This window comes from Aliiroseovarius sp. F47248L (assembly GCF_023016085.1).
Taxonomy (GTDB): Bacteria; Pseudomonadota; Alphaproteobacteria; order Rhodobacterales; family Rhodobacteraceae; genus Aliiroseovarius.
Map to the genome: position 1 here is coordinate 1,903,962 of NZ_JALKBF010000001.1, position 17,160 is coordinate 1,921,121.

At 55.1% G+C, this 17,160-nt stretch carries 14 protein-coding genes and 1 pseudogene; 5 read left to right on the plus strand and 10 right to left on the minus strand.

What is annotated here, in order from left to right:
* Nucleotides 1-148: 148 nt before the first annotated feature.
* The 7 genes and pseudogenes from MWU51_RS09525 to MWU51_RS09555 form a co-directional block, all read right to left on the minus strand.
* Complete coding sequence (locus tag MWU51_RS09525) at nucleotides 149-778, minus strand: ATP-dependent Clp protease proteolytic subunit (RefSeq protein WP_247036717.1); 630 nt, start codon at nucleotides 776-778, stop codon at nucleotides 149-151.
* Between the two features lie 237 nt (nucleotides 779-1,015).
* A pseudogene (locus tag MWU51_RS09530) lies at nucleotides 1,016-1,861 on the minus strand (ABC transporter permease); the annotation flags it as partial.
* A 14-nt stretch (nucleotides 1,862-1,875) separates the two neighbouring features.
* Complete coding sequence (locus tag MWU51_RS09535) at nucleotides 1,876-3,150, minus strand: ABC transporter permease (RefSeq protein ID WP_247036722.1); 1,275 nt, start codon at nucleotides 3,148-3,150, stop codon at nucleotides 1,876-1,878.
* Between the two features lie 121 nt (nucleotides 3,151-3,271).
* The gene (locus MWU51_RS09540; RefSeq protein WP_247036724.1) at nucleotides 3,272-4,378 is read right to left on the minus strand and encodes an extracellular solute-binding protein; all 1,107 of its coding nucleotides are present in this window, start codon (nucleotides 4,376-4,378) and stop codon (nucleotides 3,272-3,274) included.
* 111 nt (nucleotides 4,379-4,489) lie between these two features.
* Nucleotides 4,490-5,590, minus strand: coding sequence for an ABC transporter ATP-binding protein (locus MWU51_RS09545; RefSeq protein ID WP_247036726.1), 1,101 nt, complete (start codon nucleotides 5,588-5,590; stop codon nucleotides 4,490-4,492).
* A 180-nt stretch (nucleotides 5,591-5,770) separates the two neighbouring features.
* Nucleotides 5,771-6,979 (minus strand): aminopeptidase P family protein, encoded by a 1,209-nt coding sequence (locus tag MWU51_RS09550; RefSeq protein WP_247036728.1) that lies wholly within the window; start codon nucleotides 6,977-6,979, stop codon nucleotides 5,771-5,773.
* Between the two features lie 343 nt (nucleotides 6,980-7,322).
* Nucleotides 7,323-8,054, minus strand: coding sequence for a metallophosphoesterase family protein (locus tag MWU51_RS09555; RefSeq protein WP_247036730.1), 732 nt, complete (start codon nucleotides 8,052-8,054; stop codon nucleotides 7,323-7,325).
* A gap of 589 nt (nucleotides 8,055-8,643) precedes the next feature.
* On the opposite strand from MWU51_RS09555, the gene MWU51_RS09560 reads away from it, so the two are divergent.
* The 5 genes from MWU51_RS09560 (at nucleotide 8,644) to MWU51_RS09580 (ending at nucleotide 14,200) form a co-directional block, all read left to right on the plus strand.
* The gene (locus MWU51_RS09560) at nucleotides 8,644-10,383 is read left to right on the plus strand and encodes a type I secretion system permease/ATPase (RefSeq protein ID WP_247036732.1); all 1,740 of its coding nucleotides are present in this window, start codon (nucleotides 8,644-8,646) and stop codon (nucleotides 10,381-10,383) included.
* Complete coding sequence (locus MWU51_RS09565) at nucleotides 10,373-11,668, plus strand: HlyD family type I secretion periplasmic adaptor subunit (RefSeq protein ID WP_247036735.1); 1,296 nt, start codon at nucleotides 10,373-10,375, stop codon at nucleotides 11,666-11,668. The genes MWU51_RS09560 and MWU51_RS09565 overlap by 11 nt, the downstream gene beginning before the upstream one ends.
* A gap of 140 nt (nucleotides 11,669-11,808) precedes the next feature.
* Complete coding sequence (locus MWU51_RS09570; RefSeq protein ID WP_247036737.1) at nucleotides 11,809-12,630, plus strand: ABC transporter substrate-binding protein; 822 nt, start codon at nucleotides 11,809-11,811, stop codon at nucleotides 12,628-12,630.
* Between the two features lie 11 nt (nucleotides 12,631-12,641).
* The gene (locus tag MWU51_RS09575; RefSeq protein ID WP_247036739.1) at nucleotides 12,642-13,472 is read left to right on the plus strand and encodes an amino acid ABC transporter permease; all 831 of its coding nucleotides are present in this window, start codon (nucleotides 12,642-12,644) and stop codon (nucleotides 13,470-13,472) included.
* The gene (locus MWU51_RS09580) at nucleotides 13,472-14,200 is read left to right on the plus strand and encodes an amino acid ABC transporter ATP-binding protein (RefSeq protein ID WP_281502657.1); all 729 of its coding nucleotides are present in this window, start codon (nucleotides 13,472-13,474) and stop codon (nucleotides 14,198-14,200) included. Before MWU51_RS09575 ends, MWU51_RS09580 begins: the two co-directional genes overlap by 1 nt.
* A gap of 21 nt (nucleotides 14,201-14,221) precedes the next feature.
* On the opposite strand, the gene MWU51_RS09585 is transcribed toward MWU51_RS09580, so the two are convergent.
* From MWU51_RS09585 to MWU51_RS09595, 3 genes are all read right to left on the minus strand, one after another.
* On the minus strand, nucleotides 14,222-14,842 hold the full coding sequence (locus MWU51_RS09585; RefSeq protein ID WP_247036741.1) for a YdeI/OmpD-associated family protein: 621 nt from the start codon (nucleotides 14,840-14,842) through the stop codon (nucleotides 14,222-14,224).
* Between the two features lie 95 nt (nucleotides 14,843-14,937).
* Entirely contained in the window at nucleotides 14,938-15,465 is a 528-nt protein-coding gene (locus MWU51_RS09590; protein WP_247036744.1) for a DUF308 domain-containing protein, read from the minus strand.
* Between the two features lie 31 nt (nucleotides 15,466-15,496).
* Nucleotides 15,497-17,047 (minus strand): phospholipase D family protein, encoded by a 1,551-nt coding sequence (locus MWU51_RS09595; protein WP_247036745.1) that lies wholly within the window; start codon nucleotides 17,045-17,047, stop codon nucleotides 15,497-15,499.
* Between the last annotated feature and the right edge of the window lie 113 nt (nucleotides 17,048-17,160).

Consider the following 17,160-nt stretch of genomic DNA (forward strand, 5'->3'; position numbering starts at 1 on the left):
GGTTCACACCGGAACCCGGTTTGCGCCCGATCGAGCGGCCTTTGCTACCGTTACCGCAAGTCTAGGGCAGTGACAGGGCAGGCACAATCCGGTTTTTCCTGCGCCTTACCCGGTGTGGTAATGCCCGGTTTCAAACCGGGCAGTGCCATTATTCTTCGTCATCGCCTTTGCCGCGATTCTCGACGATCTCGTCGATATGGCCCCAATCCTTGGCTTCTTGGGGCGACATGAAGTTGTCACGCTCCAGCGCTTTTTCAACGTCTTTCAGCGCGTTTCCGGTGTGCTTGACGTAGATCTGGTTCAGTGTGTCCTTGACCTTCTGCGTCTCGGCAGCGTGGATCATAATGTCCGTGGCCTGCCCCTGAAAGCCGCCCGAAGGTTGGTGAACCATGATGCGCGAATGCGGAAGCGAGAACCGCATGCCCTTTTCACCAGCGACCGACAAGACCGACCCCATCGAAGCTGCTTGACCAATAACCAACGTGGACACCGCCGGTTTGATGTATTGCATCGTGTCATAGATCGACAGACCTGAGGTCACGACGCCACCGGGTGAATTGATGTACATCGAGATTTCTTTTTTGGGATTCTCGGCTTCCAGATGCAGAAGCTGCGCAACGATCAGGCTGGACATGCCATCATGAACAGCGCCATTCACGAAAATAATCCGCTCTTTTAGAAGGCGCGAAAAGATATCATAGGCTCGTTCGCCCCGCGATGTCTGTTCAACCACCATGGGCACAAGGGTATTGTTATAAATTTCGAGTGGATCGTGCATTTCAGCCTGCTTTCATATTCACGCCAGCGCCGTTGGATCGGCCCCTGACGCACGATGTTAGTGCCGGTAGAAAGGGGCTGCAAGGGGGGGGTGTCCCCTGCCCGACCCACATCGGCACAATCGTGACAGACATGCCTGAAACTGGTTAACATTTCCCTGATCACAGAGCGTCGGGTTCCCTGCCCAAAAAAACGGCACCCAAAAGGGTGCCGCGTTTATTTGGATGGCGGGTTGGAATCAGCCAGGGCTCATCCCACGCAGACGTTCCGAACGGCGGCGCAGAAGCTCGACGATTGTCAGCAACACGATCGACACGGCCACAAGGATCGTGGCAACCGCCAGAATGGTTGGGCTGATCTGTTCGCGCAGGCCTGTAAACATTTGCCACGGAAGCGTTTGCTGCTTTGCAGACCCAACGAAGATCACCACGACCACCTCGTCAAACGATGTGATGAAAGCAAAAAGTGCCCCCGAGATGACACCCGGCAAGATCAGCGGCATCTGCACGCGAAAGAACGTCGTCACGGGGTCAGCCCCCATGTTTGCCGCAGCCCGTGTCAAGGACCGGTCAAACCCGACCAGAGTTGCCGTTACGGTGATGATCACGAAGGGAATTCCCAACGCGGCGTGGGCCAGCACGACACCCCAATAAGTCCCCGCAAGGTTGATTTTGGAATAGAAGAAGTACATGCCAGCCGCCGAAATGATAAGAGGCACAATCATCGGTGAGATCAGAATGGCCATGATCGCCCGGCGTGCAGGTACATGCGGCTGGCTAAGACCGATAGCGGCCAATGTGCCAAGCGACACCGACAGAACCGTCGCCACCGGTGCAATTTTGATCGAATTCCACATGGCATTTTGCCAATCAGGGTTCGAGAAGAAATCGCGATAGTGCTTTAAGGAATACCCTTCCGGATCCAGCCGCAGCATCTCTGGCGTGAAGGTAAAGAAGTTCTCGGCATTAAAGCTGAGCGGGATCACCACGGCAATCGGCGCAATCAGGAAGAAGAAGATCAACCCACAGATCACAAGGAACGTGTAATGCCAAATGCGCTGGCCAGTCGTAGTATAAGGAGGAAGTTTGGCCATGTCCGTTACCCCAGCTTCACGTTGTCGATGCCGACGATCTTGTCATATGCCCAATACAGGACCAGAACGACCGCCAGAAGGATCGCCCCAAGTGCCGAGGCAAGGCCCCAGTTGAGCGACGTCGAGATATGGAACGCGATCTGATTCGAGATGAACGTCCCCTTGGTGCCGCCAACCAATGCTGGCGTGATGTAGTAGCCAATAGCCAGAATAAACACGAGGATCGAACCGGCACCTATGCCTGGTATAGTTTGCGGAAAATACACCCGCCAGAACGCTGTCCAATCTGTCGCACCCAGGCTTTTCGCCGCCCGCAGATAGCTGGGCGGGATGGTCTGCATCACCGAATACATCGGTAGGATCATGAAGGGCAGCAGGATATGTGTCATCGCGACAATCGTGCCGAACTGGTTGTTGATGATGATCAGTCGTGCATTGTCATCGACCAATCCAATCCAGACCAGGATATCATTTATCACCCCTTGTTGCTGCAACAGGATTTTCCATGCCGAAGTCCGAACCAGAAGTGACGTCCAGAACGGCAACAGCACAAGGATCATCAGCAAGTTCGCCTGACGGGTCGGCAGGTTCGCCAACAACCACGCGACGGGATAGGCCAATACGATGCAGGAGAAGGTGATCAGCAGCGACATCCATAGGGTCCGCTTGAGCAGATTCATATATATCCGCTCGGTTTCAGGCCGCATTTCAGCCCCGTCTGCCCCCACACGCATATCAACCGCGTTCAGAAAATATCCGGGTGTTACGGGAGGAGAATAGGTTTGAATGGTGCGCCAAATCTCGGGATCGGCCCAGTCTTTGTTCTGGTCGATCAGTTCTTCTTTCCAAGGTCCGCCGTTCTCAATATCGAACTTTTTGGCACTACGGCCCGCTTTGCGGAAGACCGATGCAATGCCCGGATATTCATAGTTCAGCCGAGAGCCGACTTTGGTATGTGTTTTCGCGGCGGCTGCGTCTTTCAAATCTGCGGCCATTGCTGCGAACGCTGCTTCGTCGGGTAATTCGCCCGAGTTGGCATCCCAAGTGGACAAAGCCTTCACGGTGCGCGGCAAAGTCTCGACAACAATCTTGTTCTCAACCGAGCGATACAGCATGTCCGCAATCGGCAGGATGAAGCTGATCAGGATGAACAACAAAAGGGGCGCAATCAGCAACAGCGCGCGCAGCTTTTGCCGCCTGAGCGCTTTCGCAAGACTGCGCTTTAGCGGTGTTCCATCTGCGGCCAGAACGGGGCCGCTCGTATCGGTCATATCGCTCATGTCATCCCTGTCAGCGTCAGCTTCTTTTCGGTCTTGATGCGGTCGAACGACCAGCACATCGTGCCAAAACTATTGTTGGTTGGTGTGGGAAGGGCCATTCGGCCCTTCCCGAAAGCCATAATTATTTGGCTAACCAAGCTTCGAACTTGGCGTTCAGATCGTCGCGGTTGTCGGCCCACCATTCATAGTCATAAACATGAACGTTGCCCGAGTTCGCGGGATCGGTCGGCATATGGGGTGCCATTTCGATGCCCAACTCGGCATGTTTGCCGACCAGCGGTGCCGACGATTTACGTGCCGGACCATACGAAATGTAAGCTGCCTGATCGGCAAGACGCTGTGTATCGGTGGCGAACTTCAGGAAGTCCATCACGCGAGCGTGGCGATCTGCAGGCAGACCGGCAGGGACGACCCAACCGTCAAGGTCGAAGGACTGCATGTCCCACAACATTTCGATCGGTTGGTCCTGTTCGGCAATCGCCGAGAACAGGCGACCATTAAAGGTCGAGCCCATCACAACTTCGCCATCTGCCAGAAGCTGGGGCGTTTCTGCACCTGCTGTCCACCAGACAACCTGGTCCTTGATGGTGTCCAGTTTTGCCAGCGCCTGTTCAACACCTTCATCGGTGCCCAGGGTGTCATAGATGGCGTCCTTATCCACGCCATCGCAGTACAACGCCCATTCCATGTTATCGATTGGACGCTTTTGCAGCGCACGCTTTCCCGGATAGGTCTCGAGGTCGAACACATCGCAAACTGTGGTCGGCGGGGTGTCCCCCACCAAGTCGGTGCGATAGCCGAACGTGGTCGAGTAAACGATCTGTGGCACAAAGCAATCCGACACCAGCAGGTCGCCAAAATCTTCGGATGCCGAGGTGCCATCCGGTGCAGCCGCCAGAGACTCGTCGTGATCCAGCTCTTCCGCCAGACCTTCGTCGCAGAGGCGCATCGCGTCTGATGCAACCGCATCCACCAGATCCCAGGTGACGTTGCCTGCCTCGTTCATAGCACGCAGTTTCGCAACGGCTTCAGCCGAGCTTTCGTCCCACGTGATGCTGACCTCGGGGTGCATTTCCAGATAAGGCTCGACATATGCCTTGACCTGGCTGGCTTGATAAGCGCCACCCCAAGAAACGAGGGTCATCTCGTTGGCCATGTCCTGCGCCGACACCGCTCCCGCGGTAACGGTCAGTGCAGAGCTGGCCAAAAGAGTCTTCACAAGTTTCATACTTTATTCTCCCTAGTTATCCCCGTTCGATTGGTCGGGTTTGCATGAACGGGTACATCGCAAACCTCTGGCTAGTATGCCCGGAGCCACCAGGCTCCGAAGCAATTCGAATCAAGCGTCCAGCGCGCGACAATCAGACGGCAACCAGCCGATCTCGATCTGTTGGCCGGGGGTCAGACGCTCAACATCAGGGGCGTTCCGGGTTTTGATGATAAACTCATCATTGCCTGCCACCCGCAGTCGGGTGCGGAAAATATCGCCCATGTAAATGAACTCGAGCACTTCGGCCTTCAGGGTGTGAGCCCCTTCCTTCAAGCGCTCTTTGTTGTACTCAACACGCTCAGGCCGGATCGACACGGTGGTCCGATCCCCGACCTTGGAGACATTGATAGGTGTTGCATCAATGATCTCGCCATCATCCAGCTTGACGATGCAGGTATTGCCTTTGATCTCGGTCACCACGCCTTCCAAGGTGTTGTTTTCACCGATGAACTGGGCAACAAAGCTGTTTTCCGGCCGCTCGTAAAGCTGATCGGGCGGTGCAAGCTGTTGAATGCGTCCATCGTCGAACACGGCCACGTTGTCAGACATGGTCAACGCTTCAGTCTGGTCGTGGGTCACATACACCGTGGTGATACCCAACTGGTGCGCAAGGTGCGTAATTTCGAACTGCATCTTTTCGCGCAGTTGCTTGTCAAGTGCGCCAAGCGGTTCGTCCATCAGCACCAACTCAGGCTCAAACACCAAAGCGCGTGCCAAAGCCACACGTTGCTGTTGTCCACCCGACAACTGAGCCGGGCGACGTCCACCGAAGTCACCCATTTCAACCATGTCCAGAGCGCGTTTGACTTTTGCCTCGCGGTCGGTTTTTCCGATCTTGCGCACTTCCAACGGGAAGGACAGGTTTTCAGCAATCGTCATGTGCGGGAACAGCGCGTAATTCTGGAAAACCATCCCGATGCCGCGCTTATGAGGTGGAATATTGTTGATCGGCTTGCCGCCAAGCCGAATATCTCCGTGCGTCGCGGTTTCGAAACCGGCAAGCATCATCAGACATGTTGTTTTACCAGACCCCGACGGCCCAAGCATGGTAAGGAATTCGCCCTTGGCCACTGAGAGGTTCAGGTCTTTTACAACCAGCGTCTCCCCATCATAGCTTTTCTGGACACGATCAAAAACGACGAACTCGTCGTTGGAAGCTGCATCAGCCAAGTGACCCCCCTGGTCTATGTTTTTCTTTTCGTTTGTTGGGCATAAGCCAACACGAACCTAACGTGAATATCAACAGGAAATCCGCAGGCTGTCGCGAAGTTTATCGCCGCGACAGCCCTAGCCTCTAACTAAATATGACGGTTTCGCGGTTTGATCCCGACACTTTTTGTGATTTTCGCGTCATACTGGCACGATGTTATGTTCGGGTCCGTAAGGAAAGCCGGTAATGTTCTCGGCATCCGTTTCGCCCACAACAAGAATGTCGTGCTCACGATAACCTCCCGCACCGGGTGTGCCTTCGGGCAAGAACAGCATGGGTTCCATTGAAACGACCATTCCCGGTTCAAGCACGGTGTCGATGTCTTCGCGCAGCTCCAACCCGGCTTCGCGGCCATAATAATGCGACAGCACACCGAAGCTGTGCCCATATCCGAACGAGCGATATTGGAGAAGCCCTTCACTTTCGAAGAACTTGTTGATCTCGGCGGTAATGCCCGAACAGGTTGCACCCGGTTTGATCAGCGAAATACCCAACTCATGCGCAGCGACATTGGCTTCCCAAATGCGCAGGCTTTCCTTGTCGGGTTCACCAATGAACAGGGTGCGTTCCAACGCGGTGTAATAGCCCGAGATCATCGGGAAGGTGTTCAGCGACAAGATATCGCCAGCCTCCAGTTTGCGAGTGGTCACCGGATTGTGGGCGCCGTCAGTGTTGATGCCTGATTGAAACCAAACCCAACTGTCGCGAATTTCGCTGTTGGGATGGGCGCGGGCTATCTCTTCTTCCATTGCATCACGACCCGCCATAGCGATGTCGATTTCACGCGCACCAACGCGAATGGCGTCTCGAATGGCTTCGCCGCCGTGGTCGGCAACACGTGCCCCTTCGCGGATCAAGGCAATCTCTTCAGCCGATTTCAACATCCGCGCGGTCATGGTGTCCGGGGCAATGTCCGTGAAGCTGGCACCTGTCAGAAACTCTTCGGCCAGTTCGCGCTGTGCCAATGTCAGGTGGTCGCCTTCGATCCCAATCGATTTAGCGCCGCCCATCACGTCTTTCACAGCGCGCCAGTAGTTGTTGCGCTCCCAGTCTGTGTAAATGACGTTATCGCCAAAGCTGCGCCGCCAAGGTTGGCCAGCATCGATATTCGCGGACACAGTTGTGCAGCGATCCGCCGTCACAACGCATCCATAGGGTCGCCCGAATGAACAATACAGAAAGCCTGAATAATAGGCGATATTGTGCATCGAGGTGAACAGAACCGCATCAACACCACGAGCGGCCATGATGCCGCGCAAGGTTTTCAACCGGCGCTCGTATTCAGCTTTCGAGAAGGGCAGCGGGGCTTTTTCACCATTCTCACAAACAAAAAACTGGGTGCGTGACATGTCTCAAGTCTCCGTATTCCGAGGCCGAGATATATGTGCCCGGCCAACCAAACCCCCCGGCGTGCAGGGCAGTTGATCTCCGGACCTTGCGTCGGCGGCGGGCCGATGCGCAGGGCAGCGACGCCATCGCTGCGGATGGCAGGATCATTGGCGACCCCGCGCCTTTCTGTCAATTTTAAAGTTCGCTTTTCATGTCAACAGGCCGCATTTTTTGCAGTCTACGAGGCTAATGGATGCAACATGACCTTCATGCGGTAATTTTTTGTAGCCGTGGTGAACCGACTTGCTGGATTGGCCACGTGATTCCTTGAAGCAAGCAATCCATGACCGCCGCATGCCTGAACTAAGGATGCACCTCTATCCCATCGCCTGATATACGAACGACTGACAACCGTCCCGTGTGATACGCGCCCGTGTCAATTGAAATGCGCCCGTCAGCGCAACGAACTTCTGGCACAATCGTATGGCCATGCACGACCCACTGATCGTCTGATCGCGTCAGTTTGCGAAAATCCGGGTGGCCCCACAAAAGAGCCATGCGGTCTTGCCTGTCCATATCAACAATGGGGTCCGCTCCGGCATGTGTCACCCAGACATTTCCCGCGCGCCAGACCAACGGCCGTTCGCGCAGCCACGCCACCAGTTCCTTCCCCATAGCCTGTTGCAGACAAACGCGTATGTGCGTGACCTCGTCCGTGGTCGAAAGATTGGCAGAAAAGTTGACCCCGAAACTTTGCAAGGTCGCGTCGCCTCCGTTCCGAAGCCAAATGCTGTGATCCCGCAGCGAGCCGTCCAGAAAGCCTAATAGCATGTCTTCGTGATTTCCCAGAAGGCACACGACCTGATCGGGGCTGGCGGATTGCAGCGTGTACAAGTGGCGCAACACCTCGGCACTGTTTGGCCCACGATCGATGTAATCTCCGACGAACACCACCGTTTGATCCGGCCAATCTGCTGCGATCCTTTTCAGCGCATCGGTCAACAGGTCCATCCGACCATGAATGTCGCCGACCACACAGAAAGGGGCATCAGGCAGAAATGGCGCATCAAACCTAGATGCACTGGCTTTGGACATATCTCGGCTTCGACGCCTCAACCAACGCATGGGCGTTTTGCTTTCCTTGTTTCAACTTCCACTTTTCAACCTTCACGCAGTGTTCGCCATGATATGACATTAGGACGACCTCAACCCGGATGACCAGTACCCTGCCCCATGCACGGGCTTATCAGGGATTGACGTTTTTGACTGGCAATAATGCGACGTCCACTGACAACTCCTCTGCGACTCATCTAATTCAACAGACCAAAATGCGGATAGGTACACCGTGTGGTCGGCGCAATCACACCATTTTTGATATCCATACTCGGCGATTTCCCGACACTTCGGCACCCGTGCTTCTTGACTGGCACAAGATTGCCGACCTTGGCCATGAAAATAGGCGTCGGATCGCCCAACCGGCCTACCCCGACCGAGATGACTCCTCATTCCTTCGGTTTCGCCCTTTTAAGCCCCAACCACTCACGGAGACAAAACGACCATTCGGATCTGCTGATCAGGCGAAGCCATCAGCACCCAGTCTTAATTCGTTTCCAACCATATCCACGGCGCGTCGCCTGATCAAAGCGATACGCCTGCTGCCATGTCTGACCAAAACGGAGCGGAAATGACCGATCCAAGACACCAATCCCGCGAACTCAGCCAGACTTTGGCAGGGTTTCGATACGAACTTATCGGCGTTGCCATTTTTAGTGCTGCGGTCAACCTGCTGATGCTGACTGGCCCGCTGTTCATGCTGCAGGTCTATGACCGCGTGTTGTCCAGCCGATCATCAGCAACGTTGGTCGCCCTGTTTGGCCTTGTTTTGTTCCTGTACACTCTGATGGGGTTTCTAGATCATGTCAGGGGACGCGTTCTGGCGCGCGTCGGCGCTGGGTTTCAGTCGGCGCTGGACCGCCGCGTGTTTGACGCTGTGTTGCGACAGGCCGAAGACGCCGATCAGCGGTCACGGCCGGCGAGCGGTCTGCGTGATCTGACCAGTATTCAGTCATTGCTCGCCTCTCCTGCTTTGACCGCGCTTATTGATCTTCCCTGGGCACCGGCGTTTCTTGCGCTGTTGTTCATTTTCCATCCGATGATGGGGTGGTTTGCGCTGGCCGGTGGATTGGTTCTGTTCATTCTGGCTTTTGCCAATCAACGCGTCAGCAATGCCGCCCAATCCGAGGCGAGCCAACTATCGGCCCAAGCCGATGGCCGCACCGATTATATGCGCAAATCCATCGAAACGGTTCAGGGTCTTGGTATGAAAGAGCCGCTGGCCAACGGCTGGAGTGAGGTTCGCCGCAACGCGTTGAGCAGTCGGATATTTGCCGCCGACAAACGCGGACGTCTGACGGCGGCCACCAAAGCCTTTCGGCTGCTGTTGCAGTCCGGCATCCTTGCCTTGGGGGCATGGCTGGTGCTGCGTGGCGAACTGACACCCGGTGCAATGATTGCGGGTTCCATCCTTCTTGGCCGAGCGCTGGCCCCGGTCGAGCAATCGGTCGCGCAATGGGGCGTTTTTCAAGCCGCAGCACAAGGTTGGCGATCACTGCGCGCTGTCTTGACCTCGACCCCGCCCCGCCCTGCACTCATGCCGCTTCCAGCGCCTGAAAGCCAAATGCAGGTCAAAGGTCTAGCCGTGGCACCGGGTGGCGTTACGAAGCCCTTGTTGATGGGTGTCAGCTTTGACATTCAACCCGGCGAAGCCGTCGCCGTTATCGGTCCCAGTGCGGCAGGTAAATCCACCTTGGCCAAGGCGTTGACTGGGGTCTGGCCGCCCCGTGCTGGGGAAATCCGCTTGGGCGGTGCAGATCTTCATCAATACGCGCCAGACCGACTTGGCCGTCTGTTGGGATATCTGCCACAAGACGTGGTGCTGTTCCCCGGCACGGTCGCACAGAATGTGGCGCGGTTTGACCCCGATGCCGACCCTGAGGATATCGTCAAGGCCGCCCGTGCTGCCGGGGCGCACGATCTGATCCTTGGTCTTCCCAATGGCTATGACACGGTTATTTCCGACGGTGGTAGCCGACTGTCTGGTGGTCAGCGCCAACGCGTTGGGCTGGCCCGTGCGTTGTTCGGGAACCCCGCGGTTCTTATCCTCGACGAGCCAAACTCCAGCTTGGATGACAGCGGGGTTCGATCACTTAATCAGGCGATCGCAGACGCGAAAGAGGCTGGTCAGGCGGTCCTGATCATCTCGCACCGCCCCTCGGCATTGGCGCAATGCGAGCGGGTGCTTCTTATAGACAACGGAAAGATGCGTGCCTTCGGCCCGCGCCAGGAAGTCCTGGACAAATTCGTCAGAAAAAGCCCGGCCGTCGTGCCGGCACAGCAGGGTCGGAGGCTTGAACATGCCCAGTGATTGGAATGCGAAAACATACGTGGCACAGGGCATGTGGGCGTTGATCATCGGCTTTGGTGGTCTGGTGGCCTGGGGGGCTTACTCGACCATAAGCGCGGCGGTTGTGGCATCGGGCTATGTCGAGGTCGACCAGCGTAAGCAAGTTGTTCAACACCCCGATGGCGGTGTGGTCGCGGACATACTTGTACGTAACGGCGACACGATTAAAGCAGGAGAATCCATCATCCTTTTGGATGATGCAGAACTGCGGTCCGAGCAAAACATCATCAGCCACGCCCTGTTTGAAGTGCAGGCAAATATCGACCGTCTGTCCGCCGAAGCGGTCGAGGCAGGGGAAATCACGTTCCGCCCAGCGCTGCTGACGGATGCCAAGCACGATCCCGATCTGCAAAGCATTCTAGACACGCAGCAGACGCTGTTTGAAACGCGCGCCACAACGCTTAGTCAGACAGACGATCAACTGCGCGAACGGCGCGCGCAATCCGAAGCGTCCATTGTCGGATTGGAAAAGCAACTGACGGCCAATCGCGAACAGGCCGAACTGATGAACAACAACCTGAAAACCTTTCAGGATCTGTTGGACAGGAACCTGACCGAGCGGTCGCAGGTTCTGGAACTGCAAAAACAGGTGGCCCAGATCAACGGCCTGACCGGCGAGACCGAGGCACAAATCGCAGCCACCAGGAACGCCATCGCGGGTTACGAGATCGAGCGTTTGAAAGCCCGTTCGGAACGACAGGCAAGTGCACAAGAAGAGCTTCGCAACCTGCAACCACGCGAGGCAGAGATGCAGGAGAAACTGCGCGCCGTCGAAACACGACTTTCCCGGCTGAACCTGAAGGCGCCAGTGGATGGCGTGGTCTATGGCATGACGGTATTTACCGTCGGTTCTGTCGTGCCTGCCGGTGGCGAAGTGGCCGCCATCGTGCCGGACAACAGCCCGTTGATCGTGTCCGTTCAGTTGGCCCCAATGGAAATCGACAGGGTAACTGTAGGGCAAGAGGCCGTGTTGAAATTTCCGGCATTCAATGCCCGCACCACGCCCGAACTATCGGGGCAGATCAGCCTGATTTCCGCCGATGCCATTACGGACGAACAAACCGGGCAGAGATACTTCGCAGGTGAGGTCGAAATCGACCCGGCCGCCTTCGATCTTTTGGGCGAGAACGAGATCATCCCCGGTATGCCGGTCGAGGCGTTCATCCAGACAGGAGCCCAAAGCCCGGCCTCATATCTGCTAAAACCCTTCACAGACTACCTTGATCTGGCGTTTCGCGAAGAATGAAGGCGCGTGCGGTCGGGGAACTGGCCGCGCCTGCCGCACCGCCGGGACAACATGTTCTGGTCATCTAATCCAAACTTCATCTGGACAGCCAAGATCAGCCCGCCCTAAAGTCACCGGGCGCCTTCCAAATGGAGATTCCGATGAAACCGATTTTCACAACTGCCTTGATGTTCAGCCTGTTGGGCGCAACATCCGCCATTGCCGACAACCGTTGTGCCGACGGCAAAACTCTGACCCCCGATGTTCTGACCATCGCGACGGGAAACCCAGCCTATTACCCGTGGGTGATGGATGACGACCCGACAAGTGGGGCTGGTTTTGAAGCCGCTGTCGCCTATGAGTTGGCCAAGCGTATGGGGTTTGAGAAGGATGCGGTGGTCTGGACCCGCGCGACTTTTGATCAGTCGATCCAGCCGGGCGCAAAAGAGTTCGACGTGAACCTGCAACAATTCTCGATCACGGAAGACCGCGAGAAGGTCGTCGATTTTTCCGAGCCCTATTATTCTGCCGCCATGGCCGTTCTGGTGCGCCAGCCAACGGTTGATGGTGGTGCAACAGCTGAAATCGGGTCGCTGAAAGATCTTAAATGGGGCGTCATGGCAGGAACCACGGCGCTTGAAACTGTCAACTCGGCAATCGCGCCTGCTGACACGCCGCTTTTATACGACGACAATGTGAACGTCGTTGAGGCGATGAAGGCAAACCAGATCGACGCGGCCTTGTTTGACCTTCCGACCGCACTTTATCTCAGTGCTGTGGTCTTGGATGACGGTGCACTGTTAGGACAGTTCGCCGCCGACCGTAGCGAAAACCCCGACCAATTCGGCATCCTGATGGAAGAAGGAAGCCCGCTGAAAGCGTGCGTGGATGAAGCATTGTCAGCCATGAAAGATGACGGGACGCTTGCCGCCATCGAGGCCGAATGGCTGCAAGAAACCACCGGCGTTCCGCTGATCAAGTAACGACACATTCCATGAAAACGACAAGCGCGGGCCTTACGGCCCGCCAAATCTATGAACAAAAGGCGCGACGCAAATCAGTGATGATTGCGACGCTGAGCACCATTCTTGTGGTGGGTTTGATTGTCATTCTACTGCCGATGACACCGGGCTGGGACCGGGTGCGCAGCAGTTTTTTCGATTGGGAGATCTTGGCGAAGACCTTTCCATCACTTCTGTCAGCCTTTCGTTGGGATGTTGCCATCTTCTTGTGGTGTACCCCCATCATCGCAATACTTGGCCTGCTTATCGCGCTGTGTCGCGATGCCCGTGCGCCAGCCTTGTTCCCCCTGCGCATATTCGGCGTGCTTTACACTGACATTTTTCGCGGCGTCCCTGTGATCCTGATCGTGTTTCTGATCGGCTTCGGCGTCCCCGGTCTTGGCCTGCAACGCCCATGGAACAGCCCCTATATCTGGGGTTCGCTTGCGCTGATCCTTACCTATTCCGCCTATGTGGCCGAAATCTTCCGCGCCGGCATTGAAAGCGTCCATGAAAGCCAGCGGGCTGCAGCCAAATCGCTGGGACTGTCACATTCCGACATCATGCGCTACGTGGTCCTGCCGCAGGCAATCCGCCGCGTGGTGCCGGCCAATATGAACATGCTCGTCGCGTTGCAAAAAGATGTGGCGCTTCTGTCCTTCATCGGGCCGGTTGAGCTTCTGCGGCAAGCCGGGGTGCACAAGTCCCTGTTGGCAAATTTCACACCCTATGTTGGGGCGGCGATCATTTTTCTTGCAGTTACCATCCCTGTGACCCGCTTTGCCGATTATCTGATCGCAAAACAGAACAAGGCTCGCAGTTGATGTCTATTCTTCGCCTGTCAAATGTCACCAAATCGTTCGGGCAAACAGCCGTGCTGCGTGGCATTGATCTTGAGGTCAACGAAGGCGAGATGATCTGCCTGATCGGGGCCTCAGGCTCGGGTAAATCCACCCTCCTGCGCACGATCAACCTGCTTGAACCGATTGACGATGGCGAGATCTGGTTCGACGGGCATGACATCTCGCTGCCTGATATCGCTCCGCAGCCCGTCCGTCGCAAGATCGGGCTGGTTTTTCAGAGCTTCAATCTGTTTCCACATATGACTGCAGTCGAGAATGTGCTGTTGGCCCCGTCGCGCGTGTTCCAACGATCAAAGAAAGACCTTCTGCCCAACGTAACCCGGCTTTTTGAACGGTTCAATTTGAAGGATCGGATGAATGCCTATCCGGATCAGTTGTCAGGAGGGCAACAGCAGCGTGTCGCAATCGTCCGCGCGTTGGCGATGCAGCCAAAAATCATGCTGTTTGACGAGGTCACTTCGGCCTTGGATCCGGAGTTGGTCAGCGAGGTATTGGAGACGTTGCTAAAGCTAAAGGCCCAAAGCATGACCATGATCTTGGCCACGCATGAAATGGGTTTTGCAAGGGAAGCTGCCGACAGGGTTTGTGTTCTGGATGGCGGCAAGATCATTGAGACAGGTACACCGGATCAGATTTTCAATGCCCCACAAACGAAACGAGCGAGAGAGTTTCTGGCCTCGGTCATATAACTGCTTTCAGCAGATTTTTAGCTATCGTTCATTCACACCTTTGCCTGAAAATATCTTGTCCCGAAACCGGTCAATACGGGCCAGTCGCGTTTCGGATTTTTTCGCAGAGCTGAGATTGATTACATAGCTTCGCCGCCGACCGGGTGTCAGCGCCTCAAAGGCCGCAGCAAGCTCGGGGTCGGCTGCAAATGCATCAACCAACTCGTCTGGAAGATCGAATGTGACATCCGTTATAGGTGGCCTAACGCCTGCGTCCGCATACGTAATCGCTTCGGCCAGGTATGACTGGACAATTAGTGCCATAGCGGCAACCTGTTCTTTCTTGGAAAATCGGATAAGGCAAGGATATCGGGTATTTGGCCCCGGCTTTTCAAGCACATTTTCCGGGTCTTTCATAAGTGCCGCATTGAAGAATGTAAGGCGAAAGTCCTTTTGGAAGGCCCCGATAATCGCGATATTTCGATCACCCCGCAGAAAACAAGGATGACCCCATTTCAAACTTTCTGACAAACCAGCGCCACGACACAGGCGACGCAAATCGCGCAAACCGTCGACCCAAATACGTGTAGAACAGTCAGGCGTCGCGAAACGCTCGCAACGTCCACACCCGTGCACGAAGTAATCTTCTATATCTGTGATCATACCTGCCAAACCTATGTCAGCCCGTGCTGCCAAAGATTACTGTATTAGGTGCCCGCAGTGCAAAACCTCACAGGCAAATTGAACGGACTGCAGTCCTATCCCAGTTCATTCAAGATAGACTTGCGTGCCAAGGCAATAACGATCAACGACACACCATTCGAAATCAGCTCAATCGCAAGATAGACACCCAGGACCACTGCTGCCGATTGCGGGAAATTCGAGAAGATCATCAATGCCAGAATGATTGAAAGCGCCGCGGACAAGACCATGATCCAGCGGAATGGCCGAAACTCAGCCTGAAACGCCAGAAGCAGACGAAACAGACCAGCCACCATCAGCAAGATCGCTATTATGTAAGTCAGGGCCAGAAGACCTTGAAGCGGATTAGCCAGCAAATTGATACCCAACAACAGGAAGAGCAGCCCAAACAGCAAAAGAAATATGCGTGCGCCCCAGCCTTGGTCACGAAACGCCGAGAACGCGACAATCAGGCCAATCAACAGGAAAGACCAACCGACAAGTATTTCAGCAGTCAGTGATGCAGCAAGTGGATTTGTCAGTGCTAGGACACCTCCGACGATCGAGATTACGCCGGCGATCATCCAGAAAACCCAGTGTTTCATAGTTCTACCCTTTCAGTGATAAACTCATGCTTCACAGCAGCCACTCGATTGGCAGCACGCCCAGAACCAAGAAAGCCAAGCGCTGGAGTGCCGTTGAGCCGGGTTCATCTGTGTGCAGGATCGTCTGCCCATCTTCTGTTTTTTCACGCCATACCAGGTCATGTTCGGATGAGATTTCGGGTTGATAGCTGACATCCTGCACGGGGCCGTCGAATCCGCCACTCACCCGGCGTGCAAGGGTCGGGCTGTCGATCAGGAAGCCCATCTCACAATTCAATGTTGCAGATCGCGGGTCGAAATTGAACGACCCAATGAAGACCCGCTTTTGATCCAACGCAAATGTTTTGGCGTGCAGGCTAGCCCCAGACAGTCCGAAGGGCATGGTTTGAAGTTCCGCCTCTGACGACCCGCCTCCGCGCAGCTTGAGTTCGTAAAGATCAACACCGGCTGCCAACAGATCAGTTCTGTATTTTGTATAGCCAGCATGGACCATCAACACATCCGTGGTGTTCAGGGCGTTGGTCAGAATACGAACATACTTGCCGTCTTTGGCAAGTGCCGTGAACCATTGGGTTCCCTGGCGTCCTGGGACAAAATAGGCCGACACAAGATCAAGACGCTTTTCAACTTTACCCATGATTTCACCCAACCGCGTGATCATAAGTTGGTCGCGCGTGGCAATCCCCAATCCCTTCACGGGGTCGTCGGTCACAAGTTGGACATCAGTCCATTCCAAGGCAACATTTCCTTGCGCAAATTTTCTCGCGCTGGCACTCGTTTGCTCCAAAAACACAGCTGCATCATGACTGTCCCGCACCTGGGTGACACGGGACTTGAACGCCTCGATGTCACCGGGTTCGTCAATGATTGTCTCAACCCCAAAGACAGACTGGCTGTTCCAATAATCATCAAATGCCGACGACGTTTCCGCAACCACCGTCCCCGCCGCCAACACATCCATGTCGATATAGAAATTGTCATCGCCAACTTCAAAATACTCGTCACCTATGTTGCGGCCTCCGATGATCGCAACCGATCCATCAACGATCAGGGCTTTGTTGTGCATCCGACGGTTCATGCGAAAGAAATCGAAGGAATACCCCAACAGTTTCGGAGTGCGTATGGTCGATGGATTGAACAGCCTGATCTCGAAGTTGTTCAGGGAATTCAGCGTGGCCATGATGCCGTCCAACCCCGGCACACCATTGTCGTCCAGCAACAGACGCACCCGTACTCCGCGTTCGGCTGCCTTGCGCAAAGCTTCGAACATAAGAATGCCCGAGATGTCGTCGTGCCAAATATAGTATTGAACGTCGATCGAGTGTTCAGCAGCGTTGATCAGAGCAAGCCGGCTTGAGATCGCGTCGTGGCCGTTTTCCAACGGCAATACACCACTTTTGCCGAGGTGCGCCTGATTTGCAGAGCTAACCCGCGCGCCGAGCGTGGTTGAAATATCATGCGGTAAAGCCTGACTGAAGGGACGTTCGGATATATCCGGTAGATGGAAGACGAGGCGTGCGATTAAAACCGCGATACTCAGCGTCAAGACAACCTTGAACAGACGAATAGCAAACCTCTTCATAGGTATATGTTAAGTTTGCATGTTCGACCTGTATAGATAAATCTGGCTGGCCGTCTTCCTCACTGGTTGACCTTCAACCTGTTTACTCAAAAAGGTTTTCCATTCTTTGATCT